A 16106-nucleotide genomic window follows, 5' to 3' on the forward strand; every position below is an offset into this window, starting at 1 on the left:
TATTTGGTGCAATTTTTATAATTCTATTAACAATACAAACAAAGGGAATATTATGTCTAAGTCTCTCATTTTGGCACTATCACTTTTAACTACTACTTTATCTGTAAGTTCAGCGTTAGCATCTAGCGGTTCGCATTGGGGATATGAAGGAAAAATGGGTCCTGCAAACTGGGCTCAATTAACACCTGAAAACGGTGCTTGTGCTGGCAAAAATCAATCACCGATTAATTTAACCGGTTTCATTGAATCTGATCTAAAGGCCATTGATTTTTCTTACCGGGCCGGTGGCAATGAAATTCTCAACAATGGTCATACTGTGCAGGTCAATTATGCTAAAGGCAGCAGCATGAAAATTGATAATATTCAATTTAACCTGCTACAGTTTCACTTCCATGCCCCTAGCGAAAACCACATCATGGGAAAATCTTATCCTTTAGAAGCACATTTTGTTCATGCGGATAAAGAGGGCAACTTAGCCGTCGTCGCACTCATGTTTGAAGAAGGTAAGGAAAACTCAGCCTTAGCAGGTGCATGGTCACAAATGCCTGCTCATGCCGGTGATAAATCAGTCATGAAAACTACTGCTGATGCCAATAAAATATTACCTGCCAGCAAAGACTATTATCGCTTTAATGGTTCATTAACCACACCACCTTGTTCAGAAGGCGTCAGATGGTTTGTGATGAAAGAGGCTGTCAGTGCTTCAAAAGAGCAAATCCATGCTTTTGAAAAAGTCATGCATCATGGCAATAATCGCCCAATCCAAGCAACCAATGCTCGTCCTCTCTTGAAGTAAAGCGCTACATAGCAAGATCATATTTTTTCTAAGCTTCTCCGCCATGGAATATCATGTATAATTCATGGCAAGGATATTTAGTCAATAAATGAGGTCAAAAATGCAGATTTGGGTTGATGCAGACGCCTGCCCCGTGGTCGTCAAAGAAATTTTATTTCGCGCTGCCAAGCGCACAGAAGTATTGGTGACACTAGTCGCTAATCAGCATATACAAACACCGCCCTCTGACTTTATTAAATTCATTCGTGTTGCAGCAGGCTTCGATGTCGCAGATAATGAGATCGTTAAACGCGCCAATGTGGGCGATTTAGTCATCACCAGTGATATTCCTCTGGCCGCTGAAATCATAGAAAAGGGTGCTCATGCACTTAATCCCCGTGGCGAACTCTATTCTGCCAGCAGTATTAAATCCATTTTAAATATGCGTGATTTTATGGACACCATGCGCAGTAGTGGTGTACAAACCGGTGGGCCTCCACCACTCAGCCAAAGTGATCGACAGGCCTTTGCCAATCACCTAGATACTTTTATCACACGTCACATTCAATCACGTTAAAATACAGACTATCTGACGGGTTTCACTATCCATATTCCAATTATCATCTCGAAAATTAATGGTGAGCCAACACGAGTAATCTCTTCTTTGGGGATGAAATTGTTTAGAAGCACAGTAAAAGTTTGATCATAATTATTGCAAACCTTGCCCATTCACACAGTTTTTCTCATTGATATTATTTACAATGAATACATATTTTTTTTAGTTCAGTTGTTTAGGAGTGTGCGACTAATGCAAATACGACTATTTTTATCTATCTTCAGCCTATATTTTATAGCTTCCTCCGCAGTGTTTGCTGATGCAAAAATGACCGTGATTTTGTCATCCTTTGCCAATAATATCACCCCCACAACGCCCATTATTGCCACTCAATGTGAAGGAGTAAGCCCATCAACAGTTTCAGGCGCTTGGTCTGAACGAGTCTTACTCGACAAACCTTTTCTTGAATATTTTGTTTCACCATCAGGACTGCCAAACAATGCGGGGACTCGCAATTCCCCCTGGGACTTGGAATCTGTTTTATCTGCACAACAAAATATCCCCGGTGGCTCAGTCGTCTGGTTAATGGCGGGTGAATATTATAAGCCTGATGCCACCGATAGTCAGTCAGCACAATTTAGTGTAAGGCTTTCCGGCGAAGAAAATAAGCCCATCCATCTTCGTGCAGAAATTGGTTCACATGTGAGCATTGATGGTGGCTTTCTAATTTATTATGCCTCATGGCTGTGGATATGGGATCTGGAAATGACACCCCGGAATGAATGGCGACCCAAAGATTATCATATTCCCGGCAATGATCTCAGTCAGTTTCCAAATGCACGGGAAAGTCTTAATATTTTAGGTGGCAATCAATCAAAATTTATTAATTTATCCATTCATCATAATTCGGTAACCGGTGTGAGTCATTGGAAAAGTACCGCCAATAGTGAATTACATGGCTCGCTTGTTTATGATAATGGTCACCTCGGTGACACCAAAGGTGCGGGACCTGGGCTATACCATCAAAATATCACTGAAACAGAGCGTTTAGTCACTGATAATATTCTTGCTGGTAATTTCTCTACCGCCATGCAGGTGCGCGGCTCTGGCGGCCCGGAAAATAAAGATGAACGCTATACTCATTATTTTCGTTTTGAAGGGAATGCCTGGTTTGCTCCCAGGGAACAATCAGGTCGTAGAAACTACCTGCATACCTCACACACTAAAACCAGAAACTTTCACTTTAATGAAAATTTCGTCCATGGTTATGAGATGAGAATGCCTAATGATTATTGGAACTACCCCGACGTTGGCTACATCCCTGAAAACAATCAACATTGTGATAATAATCATTTCACACGCACTTTAATCACCGATAGGCTAGCACCTGTTTGCCGTCTTTTTGGCAATAATAAAGAAAAGCTACCCAATGAATCTGAGTCTATTTTGCGCCCCAATAAATATGATCCCAGACGCGCTAATTTAATGGTAACCAATCATCTTCGTGTAGATGAGATATCCGTCAGCCTAGGCTGTTTTGCTAAAAAAGGTGATCGTATCAGGATATTAAATTCACTGGATTTTTATGGCACGCCCATTGTTGATGAAGTATACAATGGGCAGTTTGTTAATATTAAATGGCCTAATGTCCCTTGGGATATGTATTCTAAAGTCGATCCCATCGACCTCACCACCTTCCATAAAGAGTTTTGGGCCTTTGTGGTGATGAAAAACGAATAGGGATTCTTTTATTCACCACTACATACCATTGCCAAATTTATCGGTTTCAGTAGCACCACTATCTCGCACCAGTTTTAGAGCCTTACCGTATTCCTGCAAAATATTCAAAGCCCATATCAGGCGTTCACGAATATAGGGATCGGAGCGTTCATCATTTTTGCTTTTGTCCTCATTTAATACTGTTTCTACGTCTCGAATAATGACATGCTCAGGGATATAGCATAGACGGGAGTTTTTATAGCTACTCATACGCAATTCAGCCACTGGATAACTACCACCTATACCCGATGAAACGGAAACAATCATGGCTGGTTTATGAGAAAACTCATTTTTTCCGAATAATAGGAAGAAGTTTTTCAAGCCAGCAGGCACTTGACCATGCCATTCGGGCGTAATAACAACCAAGGCATCACAAGAACGGAGTTGTTCTTGTAAGGGTGTTAATAAATCGACCCAGTTCTGCGCTCCATCCCACACACCTTCATCCCATAGGGGTAGAGGATTGTCTTCTAGGCTATAGAGCCAGGTCTCAACACCACTGACATTGAGCACGGTTTGGATATGATTGGCTACTTTTAGACTTTGTGACTGGCGTCGATGACTACCACTGATAATCGCTATTTTCATACTTCTTCCTTCCTAAAACGGATTGTCTATCAAGTATTGATGGGTACTCAGAGTCGCATATTCAAGTTATGCCTGATTTTTGTTAGCCAATGTTTTATAATTGTCAGCCTATTTTCAAGCTATTGATGAATACATTAGCAAAAACATAAGTGGATAACATGGTTCCTATACTCTTTGATACCGATTTAAAAAGCCTGCCTCTGATCCATCGAGGCAAAGTCAGGGATATTTATGCGGTCGGGGATGATCATATGCTGATTGTCACCACCGACCGCTTATCTGCCTTTGATGTTATTTTACCTTCTGCTATTCCAGGCAAGGGGGCTATTTTAACCTCGGTGTCTAATTTCTGGTTTCAATACTTCAATGACACCGTGCCCAATCAAGTCTCGGATATGTCCTTAGAAGAGGCTATTCCTGATGCCACTGAGCGTGATTTAGTTGCTGGGCGTGCAACTATCGTCAAGAAACTTAAAGCCTTGCCCGTGGAGGCGATTATACGTGGTTATATCATTGGCTCTGGCTGGAAGGATTATCAAAATACCGGTTCTATTTGTGGTATCCAATTGCCTCAAGGCTTGCAACTCGCAGACAAGCTACCTGAAGCCATCTACACACCGTCAAGTAAGGCTGCGGTTGGTGAACATGATGAAAACATTGATTTCGACGCAACGATAGCACTTATTGGTGAAGACTTAGCGCAGCAAATCAAAACTGTTAGCCTTGAATTATACACCCGTGCGGCCGAATATGCTTTACCACGTGGCATTATTATCGCTGATACTAAGTTTGAATTTGGTGTCGATAGTGATAATAATTTAACCTTAATTGATGAAGCGCTCACCCCCGACTCATCTCGCTTCTGGTTAGCTGAAGCCTATCAGCCCGGTTCAAGCCCACAAAGCTTTGACAAACAATATGTACGTGACTATCTGGAAACACTGGATTGGGATAAAACAGCACCCGGCCCTGAATTACCTGACGATGTGGTAAAAAACACCTCAGACAAATACGCAGAAGCCTTAGACAGATTGACCAAGCCCCAATAAGCCCCTTAAACAATTTAGTTAAGCATACTGAAATTAATATTTGCTATGCCGGAGAAAAAAATGAATTTTGATAAAATCGGTCTACAAGTGCCAGAAATTTTATTACCGAATAAAGACGTTGATTTATATAAATGGTCAGTCGTTGCCTGTGACCAATATACCTCTCAGCCTGACTATTGGGAGCAAGCCAAAACCACAACTGAAAACCAACCTTCAACGTTGAACGTTATTTTTCCTGAAGTCTTTCTTGAAGATAGCGATGGTGATGAACGTATTAAAAACATCAACAATAATATGCAACAATATCTTGATGATGAGATTTTAGTCCCTATGAGCCAAAAGGGCTTTGTTCTAGTGGACAGAAAAACCTCACAGGCTCCATCAAGAAAAGGCCTGGTGGTTGCTATCGATCTAGAGCAATATGATTTTAATAAGGGCTCACAAACCTTGATTCGTGCTACTGAAGGGACGATTGTTGATCGTCTGCCACCACGGATTAAAGTACGTCAGGATGCCGCTATCGAATTACCACATATCATGGTTTTAATCGATGATCCTCAACGGACAGTCATCGAGCCTCTGTTTGAACAAAATCCCACAGCACTTTATGACTTTGAATTAATGATGAATAGTGGTCACCTCAAAGGCTATGCCATTGATACCCCTGAATTGATCCAACAAGTTGCTGATGCACTTGAAAATCTTGCTTCACCCGAAGTCTTTGCCAAGAAATATAATGCTGAGGGAAAGGACGTACTGCTTTATGCAATGGGTGATGGCAATCATTCCTTAGCCACGGCCAAAGCGATTTGGGAAAAAATTAAACAGGATGTGACTGACACTCAAAGCGTTATGGATAATCCCGCTCGCTATGCCTTAGTTGAGCTTGTTAATATCCACGATGAAGGTCTGCAATTCGAACCCATTCACCGGGTCATTTTCAATGTTAATCCGGAACAATTATTAAAAGATATGCAGGCGCATTTTTCCGGTAACTGCAGCATTTGTCGTTGTGACAATGAAGCTGAAATGAAGCAACGTGCTCAAGTTGCTAATATTGAAAATATTCATATCGTGCCTTTCAATGACATTTCAGGCTATGGCTATATTCAAATTGAAAACCCTGTTTTTACCTTAGAACTAGCGACCATCGAATCATTTCTTAATGATTATCTGGATAATAACGGCGGCAAAGTTGATTTTATTCATGGCGATGATGTGGTCAATGAACTGGGCGTTAAAGAAGGCAACATGGGCTTCTTCTTCCCTCCGATTTCTAAACATAGCTTATTCAAAACTATTATCTTTGATGGTGCTCTACCCAGAAAAACTTTTTCGATGGGTGAAGCCGATGAAAAGCGTTTTTATTTAGAAGCTAGAAAAATAAAATAACACCTGAAACAGCGTGGGCAGATAAAACTTGCCCACCCTACAATCCTTCCAAGCTCTTAACCAACACCTTGGTATCATTAATCGTCCACTTTAAATCATAGTCATAAACTTTGGTTGAGTATGTCTTATCAATTTTTTTATAATAATAAGCCCGATGATCCAAGCCCAATAGTTGTTCGATAAACTCTTTGATATGGGGATATTTAAGACTGGCTTGTGCGCGGCCTTTTTCAGCTTCGGCAGAAAAGCAAATATTCAGTACTTGTTCATTAATCCGATCTGTAAAGCCACCCTTCGCATCGGGAATACTATCAGCATAGGGAATATAGGGTTTAATATCGATGATGGGGGTTTGATCCAGCAGATCTGCACCTTTTACATGAATCAATAACTTACCATTTTTTTGCTCTATCGAATCCATTTCAACTAGAGATAGGCCAATGGGGTTGGGACGAAAGCTAGCCCTTGTTGCCAGCACACCGAAACGTTCTTTACCGTCTAACCTGGGTGGTTTCACAGTCGTATTCCAGCCCTTGCCGACATGACGATGAAAAATAAAACTTAACCAAAGATGGGAAAATTCATCCAGTCCTCGTGTTATTTCAATGTCGTTATAAGGTGCAATGAGTTCAATGCTTGCAGTGGCAGCAGCGACTAAACGTGCTTGTCTAGGAATGGCAAATTTATCTTTATAACAGGAATGAACAATACCGATTGTATTAAAGGTAAATTGTCGTTCCGTGTTATCCGGCATTTTTTATCAGTCTAAGGCTTGGGTAATACATTAGCTAATCGGCGTGTTTCCTGCAATAAGTCAGAAGTAGAATTACCCAGACAGGTAAAATGCCCCATCTTACGACCCGCTCGTGCTTCACGCTTACCATAGAGGTGTAGTTTTACATTAGGATTGGATAATAACTGTGCCCAATCCGGCTCACCATTACTCCAGATGTCACCAAGAATATTAAACATCACCACCGGAGATAAAAGCTCAACACTCCCGGCAGGCAGACCACAGAGCATTCTCACCTGTTGTTCAAACTGAGAAGTTTTACAGGCGTCAATACTATAATGACCACTATTATGAGGTCTTGGTGCCACTTCATTAATCAATAAACGTTCATCTGTAGTAAAGAAAAATTCCACCGCCATAATGCCACAATAGGCCAGTTTTTCAGCAAAGTCTGAGGCATCATTAATGGCCATATCAAGAATACGCTTAGGCATACTACTGGGCACAGCCGTGTATTCCAAAATACCATTAACATGGTGATTTTCACCAATGGGATAGCAGGTAATTACACCATCATGACCACGTGCCAAGACCACAGAAATTTCCGAGGCTAAATTAACTTTTTCTTCCAACACACAATGCACTGAGCCCATTGCTTCAAATGTACTTACCGCTTCGTCTACGTTGTTTACTATGGCCTGACCCTTGCCGTCATAACCAAAACTGGCCACTTTTAAAATTGCTGTACCACCAATTTGTGATAAAGCAAATTCAATATCTTCTTTTTCGTAAATAGGAAAAAATCGTGCCGTTTCAAAACCGTTATCGGCCAGAAAAGTTTTTTCTGCAATACGATTCTGTGCTATTTCAACGGCTGCTGAAGAAGGTCGTACAGGGACAGATTGCTCCAATTTCTTTAATGTTTCAGCAGGGATATTTTCAAATTCAGTGGTGATCGCATCACAATTTTTAGCCAGTTGTTCAATGGCCCAATGATCACTATAGGATGCATGAATATGCTCATCTGCAATGCGACCTGCTGGACTATCCGGATCGGGATCGAGCACAATTACATGATAGCCCATAGCGTGTGCCGCCATTACAAACATTCTTCCCAGTTGGCCACCGCCAAGCATGCCAAGTGTTTTGCCTGGTAGAATCATGATTTAATCCTCATTTGTCGAACTTATAAATTTTAGAAAGCATTCAAACTATTATCCTAAAAAAATCTACAATGCAGGTAAATCCATTTTTAAAACAGTTTCAGCCTGTTTATCTCTAAAGGCTTGTAGTTTATCAGCAATTGATTCATCTGTAACAGAGAGTATAGACGCAGCATACAAACCTGCATTTGCTGCACCTGCCTCACCAATCGCAAAAGTTGCCACAGGTATGCCTTTAGGCATTTGTACAATAGAAAGCAATGAGTCCATACCTTTTAAGTAACGAGAATTCACCGGTACTCCCAAGACAGGGATGGTGGTTTTTGCTGCTAACATACCCGGTAAATGTGCTGCACCACCTGCACCGGCTATGATACATTTTATCCCACGTCCACGCGCCTGTTCAGCATATTGAAATAACAGATCCGGCGTCCGGTGGGCAGAAACCACCTTAGCTTCATAAGCAATTCCCAAATCTTTAAGTTGCTGACAGGTATTTTTCATTACCTCCCAATCACTATTGCTTCCCATGACTACGCCAACAACCGGCGTGCTGTTTTCATTACTCATTTTCGTTCCATATATGACTAAAACAGAAAAAGGACGGCGATGCCGTCCTCTTTCATGTTAGAGAGAATTCTCTCTTCTCTTAATATAGCTCTATAAAGTTGAGCTTATTAAGAAATTTTAGGATCAAGTTCACCACTTGCATAGCGACTGATCATAGTTTCTAAAGTTTGAACCTTAATCTTAGATGCGTGACCTGCAGCACCAAATGCTTCATAACGTGCCTTACAAATACCCTTCATTGCCGCTGTAGAAGCCTTAAGGAATTTACGAGGATCGAAGTTTGCAGTATTTTCAGCCAGGAACTGACGAACAGACCCCGTAGAAGCCATACGTAAATCCGTATCGATATTTACTTTACGTACGCCATTCTTGATACCTTCAACGATTTCATCAACCGGTACACCATAGGTCTGACCCATGTCACCACCGAAGTTATTGATGATTTCTAACCAGTCCTGAGGCACTGAAGAAGAACCATGCATCACAAGGTGAGTATCAGGGATACGATTGTGAATTTCAACAATCCGATCAATACGTAAGACATCGCCTTCAGGTTCTTTAGTGAACTTGTAAGCACCATGAGAAGTACCAATTGCGATTGCTAAAGCATCAACGCCGGTTTCTTTAACGAAAGTGGCTGCTTCTTCAGGATCAGTCAACAACATATCAAGGTCTAATTTACCTTCAGCACCATGACCATCTTCTTCACCCATCATGCCAGTTTCTAATGAACCTAAACAACCTAGCTCACCTTCAACAGAAACACCACCAGCATGTGCCATTTTAACGACTTCAAGGGTAGTATCAACATTGTATTCGAAGCTAGAAGGGGTCTTCATGTCAGCCATTAAAGAACCATCCATCATGACTGATGTGAATCCAGACTGAATAGAACGTAAGCAAACTGCTGGCTCTGAACCATGATCCTGATGCATAACAACAGGAATGTGTGGATACATTTCAACAGCTGCTTCAATAAGGTGACGAAGAAATGGTTCGCCTGCATAGGAACGCGCACCGGCTGATCCCTGCATAATCACTGGAGAGTCTGTTTCATCTGCAGCTTGCATGATGGCGTGGACCTGTTCCATGTTGTTCACGTTAAACGCTGGTAGACCGAAGCTGTTTTCTGCAGCATAGTCTAGTAATTGACGCATTGAAATTAAAGCCATTTGGGCTCTCCTATTCTAGTTTATTTTCAGTGTTTATATTTTATTTACTTATTATACTTTATGATTTTACTCATCAAAGTCAGGTTCAATTAAATCACCTACTTTGACAATTTTCATGGCATTAGTTCCACCCATCACACCGGCTAGATCGCCTTTGGTGATTACCACCAAATCGCCATCTCTAACTGAGCCTCGACGTTTTAACTCATCAACCACTTCGCGATTTAACTCTGCATGATCAGTGGTTGTAATATCAAAACTGACGGGCACAACACCACGATACAATGTCACTTTGCGACGGGTATCAACATGCCCGGTAAAGGCAAAAATGGGAATGCCTGAACCAATGCGTGACATCCACAAGGTGGTTGAACCTGACTCTGTTAAGGCCACGATGGCTTTTACTTTAAGGTGGTTAGCAGTATACATTGTTGACATCGCAATGGCTTCATCAATGTATTTAAATTCGGTGTGAATACGATGATCTGACTGACTCGCCTGGCGTTGCTTTTCAGCTTCACGACAAATGCGATCCATAGCAATAATAGCTTTTGCCGGAAATTTACCGGCGGCTGTTTCAGCAGAGAGCATCACTGCATCAGTGCCATCTAAAACTGCATTAGCCACATCAAAGACTTCTGCGCGAGTAGGAATTTGATTTTCAATCATGGATTCCATCATCTGTGTGGCGGTAATTACCACACGATTCATTGTTCGACCTAGGCTGATTAAACGTTTCTGGATAGGTGGTAAGGCTGCATCACCAATTTCAACACCTAAATCACCACGGGCAATCATGATAACATCGGAAGCTTCGATAATTTCTTCAATGCAATTAAGTGCTTCAGCACGCTCGATTTTAGCGACCAGACCACCATGACCACCAGCCTCTCTAAAAAGCTTTCGTGCTAAATGAATATCATCAGCGCACACAGGGAATGAAACAGCAAGATAGTCTGCGCCCATTTCAGCGGCTGTTTTGATATCATTTTTATCTTTTTCACTCAATGCAGCTGCTGATAAGCCACCACCTTGAAGATTAATGCCTTTGCGATCAGAGAGTTTTCCACCAACCACCACACGACACACAATTTCTTTATCTTCAACATGATCAACCCAAAAAACTAAGCGACCATCATCGACTAATAGGTTATCACCACGTTTGACATCATCAACCAGCTCTTTGTAGCTGATACCCACTTTACTTTGATCGCCATCGCCATTGGCCAAACCAGCATCAAAGGTGAATTCATCACCCTCACCAAGCTCAATTGGACCATCTCGAAAACGTTCAATACGTATTTTAGGGCCTTGTAAATCGGCAAGAACGCCCACTTGACGGCCAAATGCACGCGCTCTTGAACGCAATTTTTCGGCGCGAGACAGATGTTCTTCAGCAGTACCATGGGAAAAATTTATGCGCACAACATCAACGCCTGCCTCAATGATTTTATCTAAAACTTTTGGATCATCTGTGGCCGGGCCAAGTGTTGCTAAAATTTTTGTCCGTCTAAACATTATGTGTCTGCTGTCTCTAAAAGGAGTGGCTCTTTAATAAAAGAGTTAAGCTGTTTCTTATTAGCTACTTATTTTATGCTTCTGCAGCGCGCTCTTCAAGAATGGCAACAGCCGGTAATTTTTTACCTTCTAAGAATTCCAAGAAAGCGCCGCCACCGGTAGAAATATAAGAAACCTTATCGGAAATATTATATTTATCAACTGCAGCTAGGGTATCACCACCACCGGCAATTGAAAAGGCAGGTGATTCTGCAATCGCCATTGCAATAGTCTTAGTGCCTTCACCAAATTGATCGAACTCAAATACGCCAACAGGACCATTCCAAACGATAGTACCGGCTTTCATAATAACGTCTGCTAATGCTTTTGCACTTTCAGGACCGATATCAAAAATCATATCATCATCAGTTGTCTCATCCACGTTTTTCAGAGTGGCTTCGGCTGTTTCTGCAAATTCTTTAGCACAAACAACATCAGTCGGTACAGGAATGTCACCACCGCGAGCAATAGCAGCAGCTTTCAAATTTTTTGCTGTTTCTACTAGGTCTTCTTCATACAAAGATTTACCGACATTGTGGCCATCAGCCGCAATAAAAGTATTGGCGATACCACCACCAACAATCAATTGGTCAACCACTTTAGACAGTGATTCCAAAACCGTTAATTTAGTCGATACTTTTGAGCCACCAACGATTGCAACCATTGGCCGCGCTGGATTATCCAGTGCTTTGCCTAGGGCTTCTAATTCACCTGCCAGTAGAGGGCCGGCACTGGCTATGGGAGCAAATTGAGCTGCGCCATAAGTAGAACCTTGTGCGCGGTGAGCAGTTCCAAAAGCATCCATAACGAATACATCACAGAGTGCTGCATATTTTTTCGCTAGCTCTTCAGTATTTTTCTTTTCGCCGACATTGAAGCGCACATTTTCTAATAACACTAGTTCTCCATCGGCAACATCAACACCAGCAAGATAGTCTTTGACTAAGCGTACTTCTCTGCTCATGAGTCCAGCCATGTGTTCAGCAACAGGCTTCATAGAGAATTCATCACTATATTCGCCTTCAGTAGGGCGACCTAAGTGTGACATGACCATGACTTTTGCACCGGCTTTTAATGCTAACTCAATAGTTGGCAATGAAGCTCTGATGCGCTTATCAGAAGTCACTTTGCCATCTTTAATCGGCACGTTTAAGTCCTGACGGATAAGTACACGTTTTCCTGATAAATCCAGATCGGTCATTTTAATCACTGACATGCTGATTCCTCTTTTAAATTTTTGTAAAATTTTAAATCTATAATAATTATTTCCATATTTTCTTTATCTAAATAGAACGGCGAGAAGACATGGGAATAATAACTATTTCTTTTATTGATAAAAAAGCAAAGAGCATGAGGCCTAAACCCGATGCTCTTTTGTCATGTAAAACTCAATAAAATTGAGCTCGACATGGGCTTTTTCAGTAATGCTTAGTTAGCAGCAACGTGCTCAACAAAGCGCAACATGTTACAAGTATAACCATACTCGTTGTCATACCATGCAACGACTTTAACGAAAGTGCCGTCTAATGCAATACCAGCGCCTGAGTCAAAGATTGATGAGTAGCCTACGCCACGGAAGTCTGTAGAAACAACTTTCTCATCAGTATAACCTAGAGTCTTGCTCATTTCGCCAGTTTCTGAAGCTGCTTTCATCGCTGCACAAATGTCGTCATAGCTTGCTTCTTTGTCTAGTTCAACCGTTAAGTCAACAACAGACACGTCAGAAGTAGGTACACGGAAAGCCATACCCGTTAACTTACCATTCAGCTCAGGTAAAACAACACCGACTGCCTTAGCAGCACCTGTAGATGAAGGAATGATATTCTCAAGAATACCACGACCACCGCGCCAGTCTTTCATAGAAGGACCATCAACAGTTTTCTGAGTGGCAGTTGCAGCGTGAACAGTCGTCATTAGACCACGTTTGATGCCCCAATTGTCGTTTAATATTTTCGCCACAGGTGCTAAACAGTTAGTCGTACAAGAAGCAGCAGAAACAATTGCCTGACCCGCATATTCGCTGTGGTTAACACCGTATACGAACATTGGAGTGCCATCTTTAGAAGGTGCAGATTGAACAACTTTCTTTGCGCCTGCATCGATGTGCTTCTGACAGCTTTCTTCAGTCAGGAAGAAACCAGTACAATCAATAACGATATCAGCGCCAACGTCGCCCCATTTCAGGTCTGAAGGATCACGTTCAGCAGTTAAACGGATTTTCTTACCGTCAACAATCATCGCACCGTCTTCTGAATCAACATCATGTGCAAAACGACCATGAACTGAATCGTACTTAAGCATGTATGCTAAGTAGTCAGCGTCTAATAAATCGTTAATACCAACGATTTCGATATCATCAAATTCGTTGTAAACTGCACGAAAAACCATACGACCGATACGGCCAAAACCATTAATACCGACTTTAATTGTCATTAATATTTCTCCTTAAAACTATTTATAATTTTTTTACTATGAATATTTTCAGAGCATCACTAGCAATAAGCCGGATGCTCTGAGTGAATTACATGACGGATTCAGCAGTAGCAACAATGTTTTCTACTGTGAAGCCAAACTCTTTGAAGAGTTCACTAGCAGGTGCTGATTCACCGAAGCGATCCAAACCGATAACCTTACCGTTCAGACCCACATAAGTTCCCCATGAATAAGTCACACCGGCTTCAATAGCAACACGTGCAGTCACTGCGGCAGGTAGCACAGATTCTCTGTATTCTGCGCTTTGTGCTTCAAAGCTATTAGTACATGGGATAGAAACAACCCGTACTTTTTTGCCTTTGGCAGTTAATTCTTTCGCTGCATTCACAGTAATGCCCACTTCTGAGCCAGTGGCCATTAGAATCACATCAGCCGTGCCTTCACAATCAGATAGTACATAAGCACCCTTAGCGATATTAGCCATTGCATCATCAGAACGCGCTTGATGATCAAGGTTCTGACGAGAGAAAATCAAACAGCTTGGACCGTCTGCTTTTTCAATCGCACAACGCCATGCAACGGCAGACTCAACAGCATCTGCTGGACGCCAGACTGACATATTTGGAATCATACGCAAAGTAGCGATTTGCTCTACTGGCTGATGAGTCGGACCATCTTCACCCAGACCAATTGAATCGTGAGTATAAACGAATAAGGCACGCTGCTTCATCAATGCCGCCATACGTAGCGCATTACGCGCATATTCTGAGAACATTAAGAAGGTTGCGCCATAAGGGAGGAAACCACCGTGTAAAGCAACACCATTCATAATGGCTGACATACCAAATTCACGGACACCATAGCTGATATAGTTACCGGCAGTATCATCCATAATAGACACGCTGTTTGACCAGGTAGTCAGATTTGATGGTGATAAATCCGCTGAACCACCAAGGAATTCTGGCAATACGCCAGCATAACCTTCAATGGAGTTCTGCGAAGCCTTACGAGAAGGAATTGAAGCCGCTTCGTCAGCGACTTTCTTAACGAAGGCATCAGCCGTTGCTTCCCAATTTGCAGGTAACTCACTGGCCATACGACGAGTATATTCAGCAGCAAGTTCTGGATAAGCCGCAGTATAAGCTGCAAATTTTTCGTTCCAGGCTGTTTCTTTCTCAGCACCTTTGCTACGTGCATCCCAACCGCTATAAACGTCATCAGGAATAACGAAGGGTTCGTGTGTCCAGCCAATGTTTTCACGTGTCTTAGCAATTTCGTCGTCACCTAAAGGTGCGCCGTGACAGTCGTGAGTTCCACATAAGTTTGGTGAACCCTGACCAATCACAGTCTTAGCACAAATCAGCGTAGGACGGTCTGTGACAGAGCGTGCTTCTAATGTGGCATTGCGTAATGCATCGGCATCATGACCATCAACATCACGAATAACGTGCCAGCCATAAGATTCGAAACGCTTAGGCGTATCATCAGTAAACCAGCCTTCAACGTGACCATCAATGGAAATACCATTGTCATCCCAATAAGCAATTAGTTTACCTAAACCCCAAGTACCGGCTAAAGCACAAGATTCATGCGAGATACCTTCCATCATACAACCATCACCCATGAAGACATACGTGTAGTGATCGACAATGTCATGACCATCGCGGTTAAACTGCGCTGCCATTGTCTTTTCAGCAAGCGCCATACCAACACCGTTGGTAATACCCTGACCTAAAGGACCGGTAGTGGTTTCAATGCCGGGGGCATAACCATATTCTGGATGACCTGGCGTTTTTGAATGCAGTTGACGGAACTGTTTCAGATCGTCAATGGATAACTCATAGCCAGTGAGGTGTAATAAAGAATAAATCAGCATGGAGCCGTGGCCATTTGACAAGATGAAGCGATCACGGTCTGTCCAATCGGGATTGGCAGGGTTGTGATTCATAAAGTCATTCCACAGCACTTCTGCGATATCAGCCATTCCCATAGGCGCACCCGGGTGTCCTGAGTTTGCTTTTTGTACTGCATCCATGCTGAGTGCACGAATAGCATTGGCTAGTACCTTACGTTCTGGCATATGTTTCTCCTGGAATAAAGGAATTTTTCAATTAAAAATTTGAGTCGCATTGTCTCTCATATCATCAGAGACAGCAACTTTTTGGGGCTTTTTCCCCAATAAAATCGGCCACCAAAAAAAGTGGTTTAAGGAATATAATGGAAATCAGGTATAAAGTACAACTTTATTTATTGATAGTTGATATAAGTCATTACTTATGTCAATGATAATGTAAGTACTCATTATAGCCATTTATTCTATCCATTTATTCTATCCATTT

14 protein-coding genes are annotated in these 16106 nt (G+C 42.0%); 5 read left to right on the plus strand and 9 right to left on the minus strand.

Annotated features, from left to right (window positions below):
* Window positions 1-52 precede the first annotated feature (52 nt).
* The 3 genes from JEU79_RS24295 (at window position 53) to JEU79_RS24305 (ending at window position 3071) form a co-directional block, all read left to right on the plus strand.
* Window positions 53-796 carry a carbonic anhydrase gene (locus JEU79_RS24295; protein WP_198266599.1) on the plus strand — a complete coding sequence of 248 codons (744 nt, stop codon included), beginning with the start codon at window positions 53-55 and terminating at the stop codon, window positions 794-796.
* A gap of 100 nt (window positions 797-896) precedes the next feature.
* Window positions 897-1352, plus strand: coding sequence for a YaiI/YqxD family protein (locus JEU79_RS24300; RefSeq protein ID WP_198266600.1), 456 nt, complete (start codon window positions 897-899; stop codon window positions 1350-1352).
* A 231-nt stretch (window positions 1353-1583) separates the two neighbouring features.
* Complete coding sequence (locus JEU79_RS24305; RefSeq protein WP_214660672.1) at window positions 1584-3071, plus strand: hypothetical protein; 1488 nt, start codon at window positions 1584-1586, stop codon at window positions 3069-3071.
* Between the two features lie 18 nt (window positions 3072-3089).
* Here the strand turns inward: JEU79_RS24305 and JEU79_RS24310 are convergent, their stop codons facing one another.
* Window positions 3090-3698, minus strand: coding sequence for an NADPH-dependent FMN reductase (locus tag JEU79_RS24310; RefSeq protein ID WP_198266508.1), 609 nt, complete (start codon window positions 3696-3698; stop codon window positions 3090-3092).
* A 158-nt stretch (window positions 3699-3856) separates the two neighbouring features.
* Here JEU79_RS24310 and JEU79_RS24315 point away from each other — a divergent pair, with 158 nt between their 5' ends.
* Together JEU79_RS24315 and JEU79_RS24320 are read left to right on the plus strand one after the other, a co-directional pair.
* Window positions 3857-4747, plus strand: a complete 891-nt coding sequence (locus tag JEU79_RS24315; RefSeq protein WP_198266509.1) for a phosphoribosylaminoimidazolesuccinocarboxamide synthase — start codon at window positions 3857-3859, stop codon at window positions 4745-4747.
* Window positions 4748-4807: 60 nt separating this feature from the next.
* Window positions 4808-6139: a DUF1015 domain-containing protein gene (locus JEU79_RS24320; protein ID WP_246540709.1), complete on the plus strand. Its 1332-nt coding sequence runs from the start codon at window positions 4808-4810 to the stop codon at window positions 6137-6139.
* A 37-nt stretch (window positions 6140-6176) separates the two neighbouring features.
* Here the strand turns inward: JEU79_RS24320 and tsaA are convergent, their stop codons facing one another.
* The 8 genes from tsaA to tkt form a co-directional block, all read right to left on the minus strand.
* Window positions 6177-6893 (minus strand): tRNA (N6-threonylcarbamoyladenosine(37)-N6)-methyltransferase TrmO, encoded by a 717-nt coding sequence (tsaA, locus tag JEU79_RS24325; protein WP_198266511.1) that lies wholly within the window; start codon window positions 6891-6893, stop codon window positions 6177-6179.
* Between the two features lie 11 nt (window positions 6894-6904).
* Entirely contained in the window at window positions 6905-8035 is a 1131-nt protein-coding gene (locus JEU79_RS24330; RefSeq protein ID WP_198266512.1) for a 5-(carboxyamino)imidazole ribonucleotide synthase, read from the minus strand.
* A gap of 66 nt (window positions 8036-8101) precedes the next feature.
* Entirely contained in the window at window positions 8102-8605 is a 504-nt protein-coding gene (purE, locus tag JEU79_RS24335; protein WP_198266513.1) for a 5-(carboxyamino)imidazole ribonucleotide mutase, read from the minus strand.
* 107 nt (window positions 8606-8712) lie between these two features.
* Window positions 8713-9777, minus strand: a complete 1065-nt coding sequence (gene fba, locus JEU79_RS24340; RefSeq protein ID WP_198266514.1) for a class II fructose-bisphosphate aldolase — start codon at window positions 9775-9777, stop codon at window positions 8713-8715.
* 66 nt (window positions 9778-9843) lie between these two features.
* Window positions 9844-11295 carry a pyruvate kinase gene (gene pyk / locus JEU79_RS24345; RefSeq protein WP_198266515.1) on the minus strand — a complete coding sequence of 484 codons (1452 nt, stop codon included), beginning with the start codon at window positions 11293-11295 and terminating at the stop codon, window positions 9844-9846.
* Between the two features lie 73 nt (window positions 11296-11368).
* On the minus strand, window positions 11369-12550 hold the full coding sequence (locus tag JEU79_RS24350; RefSeq protein WP_198266516.1) for a phosphoglycerate kinase: 1182 nt from the start codon (window positions 12548-12550) through the stop codon (window positions 11369-11371).
* Between the two features lie 212 nt (window positions 12551-12762).
* Window positions 12763-13767, minus strand: coding sequence for a type I glyceraldehyde-3-phosphate dehydrogenase (gap, locus tag JEU79_RS24355; protein WP_198266517.1), 1005 nt, complete (start codon window positions 13765-13767; stop codon window positions 12763-12765).
* An 88-nt stretch (window positions 13768-13855) separates the two neighbouring features.
* Complete coding sequence (tkt, locus tag JEU79_RS24360) at window positions 13856-15847, minus strand: transketolase (RefSeq protein ID WP_198266518.1); 1992 nt, start codon at window positions 15845-15847, stop codon at window positions 13856-13858.
* Window positions 15848-16106: the final 259 nt, after the last annotated feature.

The sequence above is a fragment of the sulfur-oxidizing endosymbiont of Gigantopelta aegis genome (genome assembly GCF_016097415.1).
Classification (GTDB): domain Bacteria; phylum Pseudomonadota; class Gammaproteobacteria; order GRL18; family GRL18; genus GRL18.

Excerpts from the sequence above, each read along its gene's own strand:
- JEU79_RS24295 (WP_198266599.1), top strand. The coding sequence starts at position 53 with ATGTCTAAGTCTCTCATTTTGGCACTATCACTTTTAACTACTACTTTA.
- JEU79_RS24300 (WP_198266600.1), top strand. The coding sequence starts at position 897 with ATGCAGATTTGGGTTGATGCAGACGCCTGCCCCGTGGTCGTCAAAGAA.
- JEU79_RS24305 (WP_214660672.1), top strand. The coding sequence starts at position 1,584 with ATGCAAATACGACTATTTTTATCTATCTTCAGCCTATATTTTATAGCT.
- JEU79_RS24310 (WP_198266508.1), bottom strand. The coding sequence starts at position 3,698 with ATGAAAATAGCGATTATCAGTGGTAGTCATCGACGCCAGTCACAAAGT.
- JEU79_RS24315 (WP_198266509.1), top strand. The coding sequence starts at position 3,857 with ATGGTTCCTATACTCTTTGATACCGATTTAAAAAGCCTGCCTCTGATC.
- JEU79_RS24320 (WP_246540709.1), top strand. The coding sequence starts at position 4,808 with ATGAATTTTGATAAAATCGGTCTACAAGTGCCAGAAATTTTATTACCG.
- tsaA (WP_198266511.1), bottom strand. The coding sequence starts at position 6,893 with ATGCCGGATAACACGGAACGACAATTTACCTTTAATACAATCGGTATT.
- JEU79_RS24330 (WP_198266512.1), bottom strand. The coding sequence starts at position 8,035 with ATGATTCTACCAGGCAAAACACTTGGCATGCTTGGCGGTGGCCAACTG.
- purE (WP_198266513.1), bottom strand. The coding sequence starts at position 8,605 with ATGAGTAATGAAAACAGCACGCCGGTTGTTGGCGTAGTCATGGGAAGC.
- fba (WP_198266514.1), bottom strand. The coding sequence starts at position 9,777 with ATGGCTTTAATTTCAATGCGTCAATTACTAGACTATGCTGCAGAAAAC.
- pyk (WP_198266515.1), bottom strand. The coding sequence starts at position 11,295 with ATGTTTAGACGGACAAAAATTTTAGCAACACTTGGCCCGGCCACAGAT.
- JEU79_RS24350 (WP_198266516.1), bottom strand. The coding sequence starts at position 12,550 with ATGTCAGTGATTAAAATGACCGATCTGGATTTATCAGGAAAACGTGTA.
- gap (WP_198266517.1), bottom strand. The coding sequence starts at position 13,767 with ATGACAATTAAAGTCGGTATTAATGGTTTTGGCCGTATCGGTCGTATG.
- tkt (WP_198266518.1), bottom strand. The coding sequence starts at position 15,847 with ATGCCAGAACGTAAGGTACTAGCCAATGCTATTCGTGCACTCAGCATG.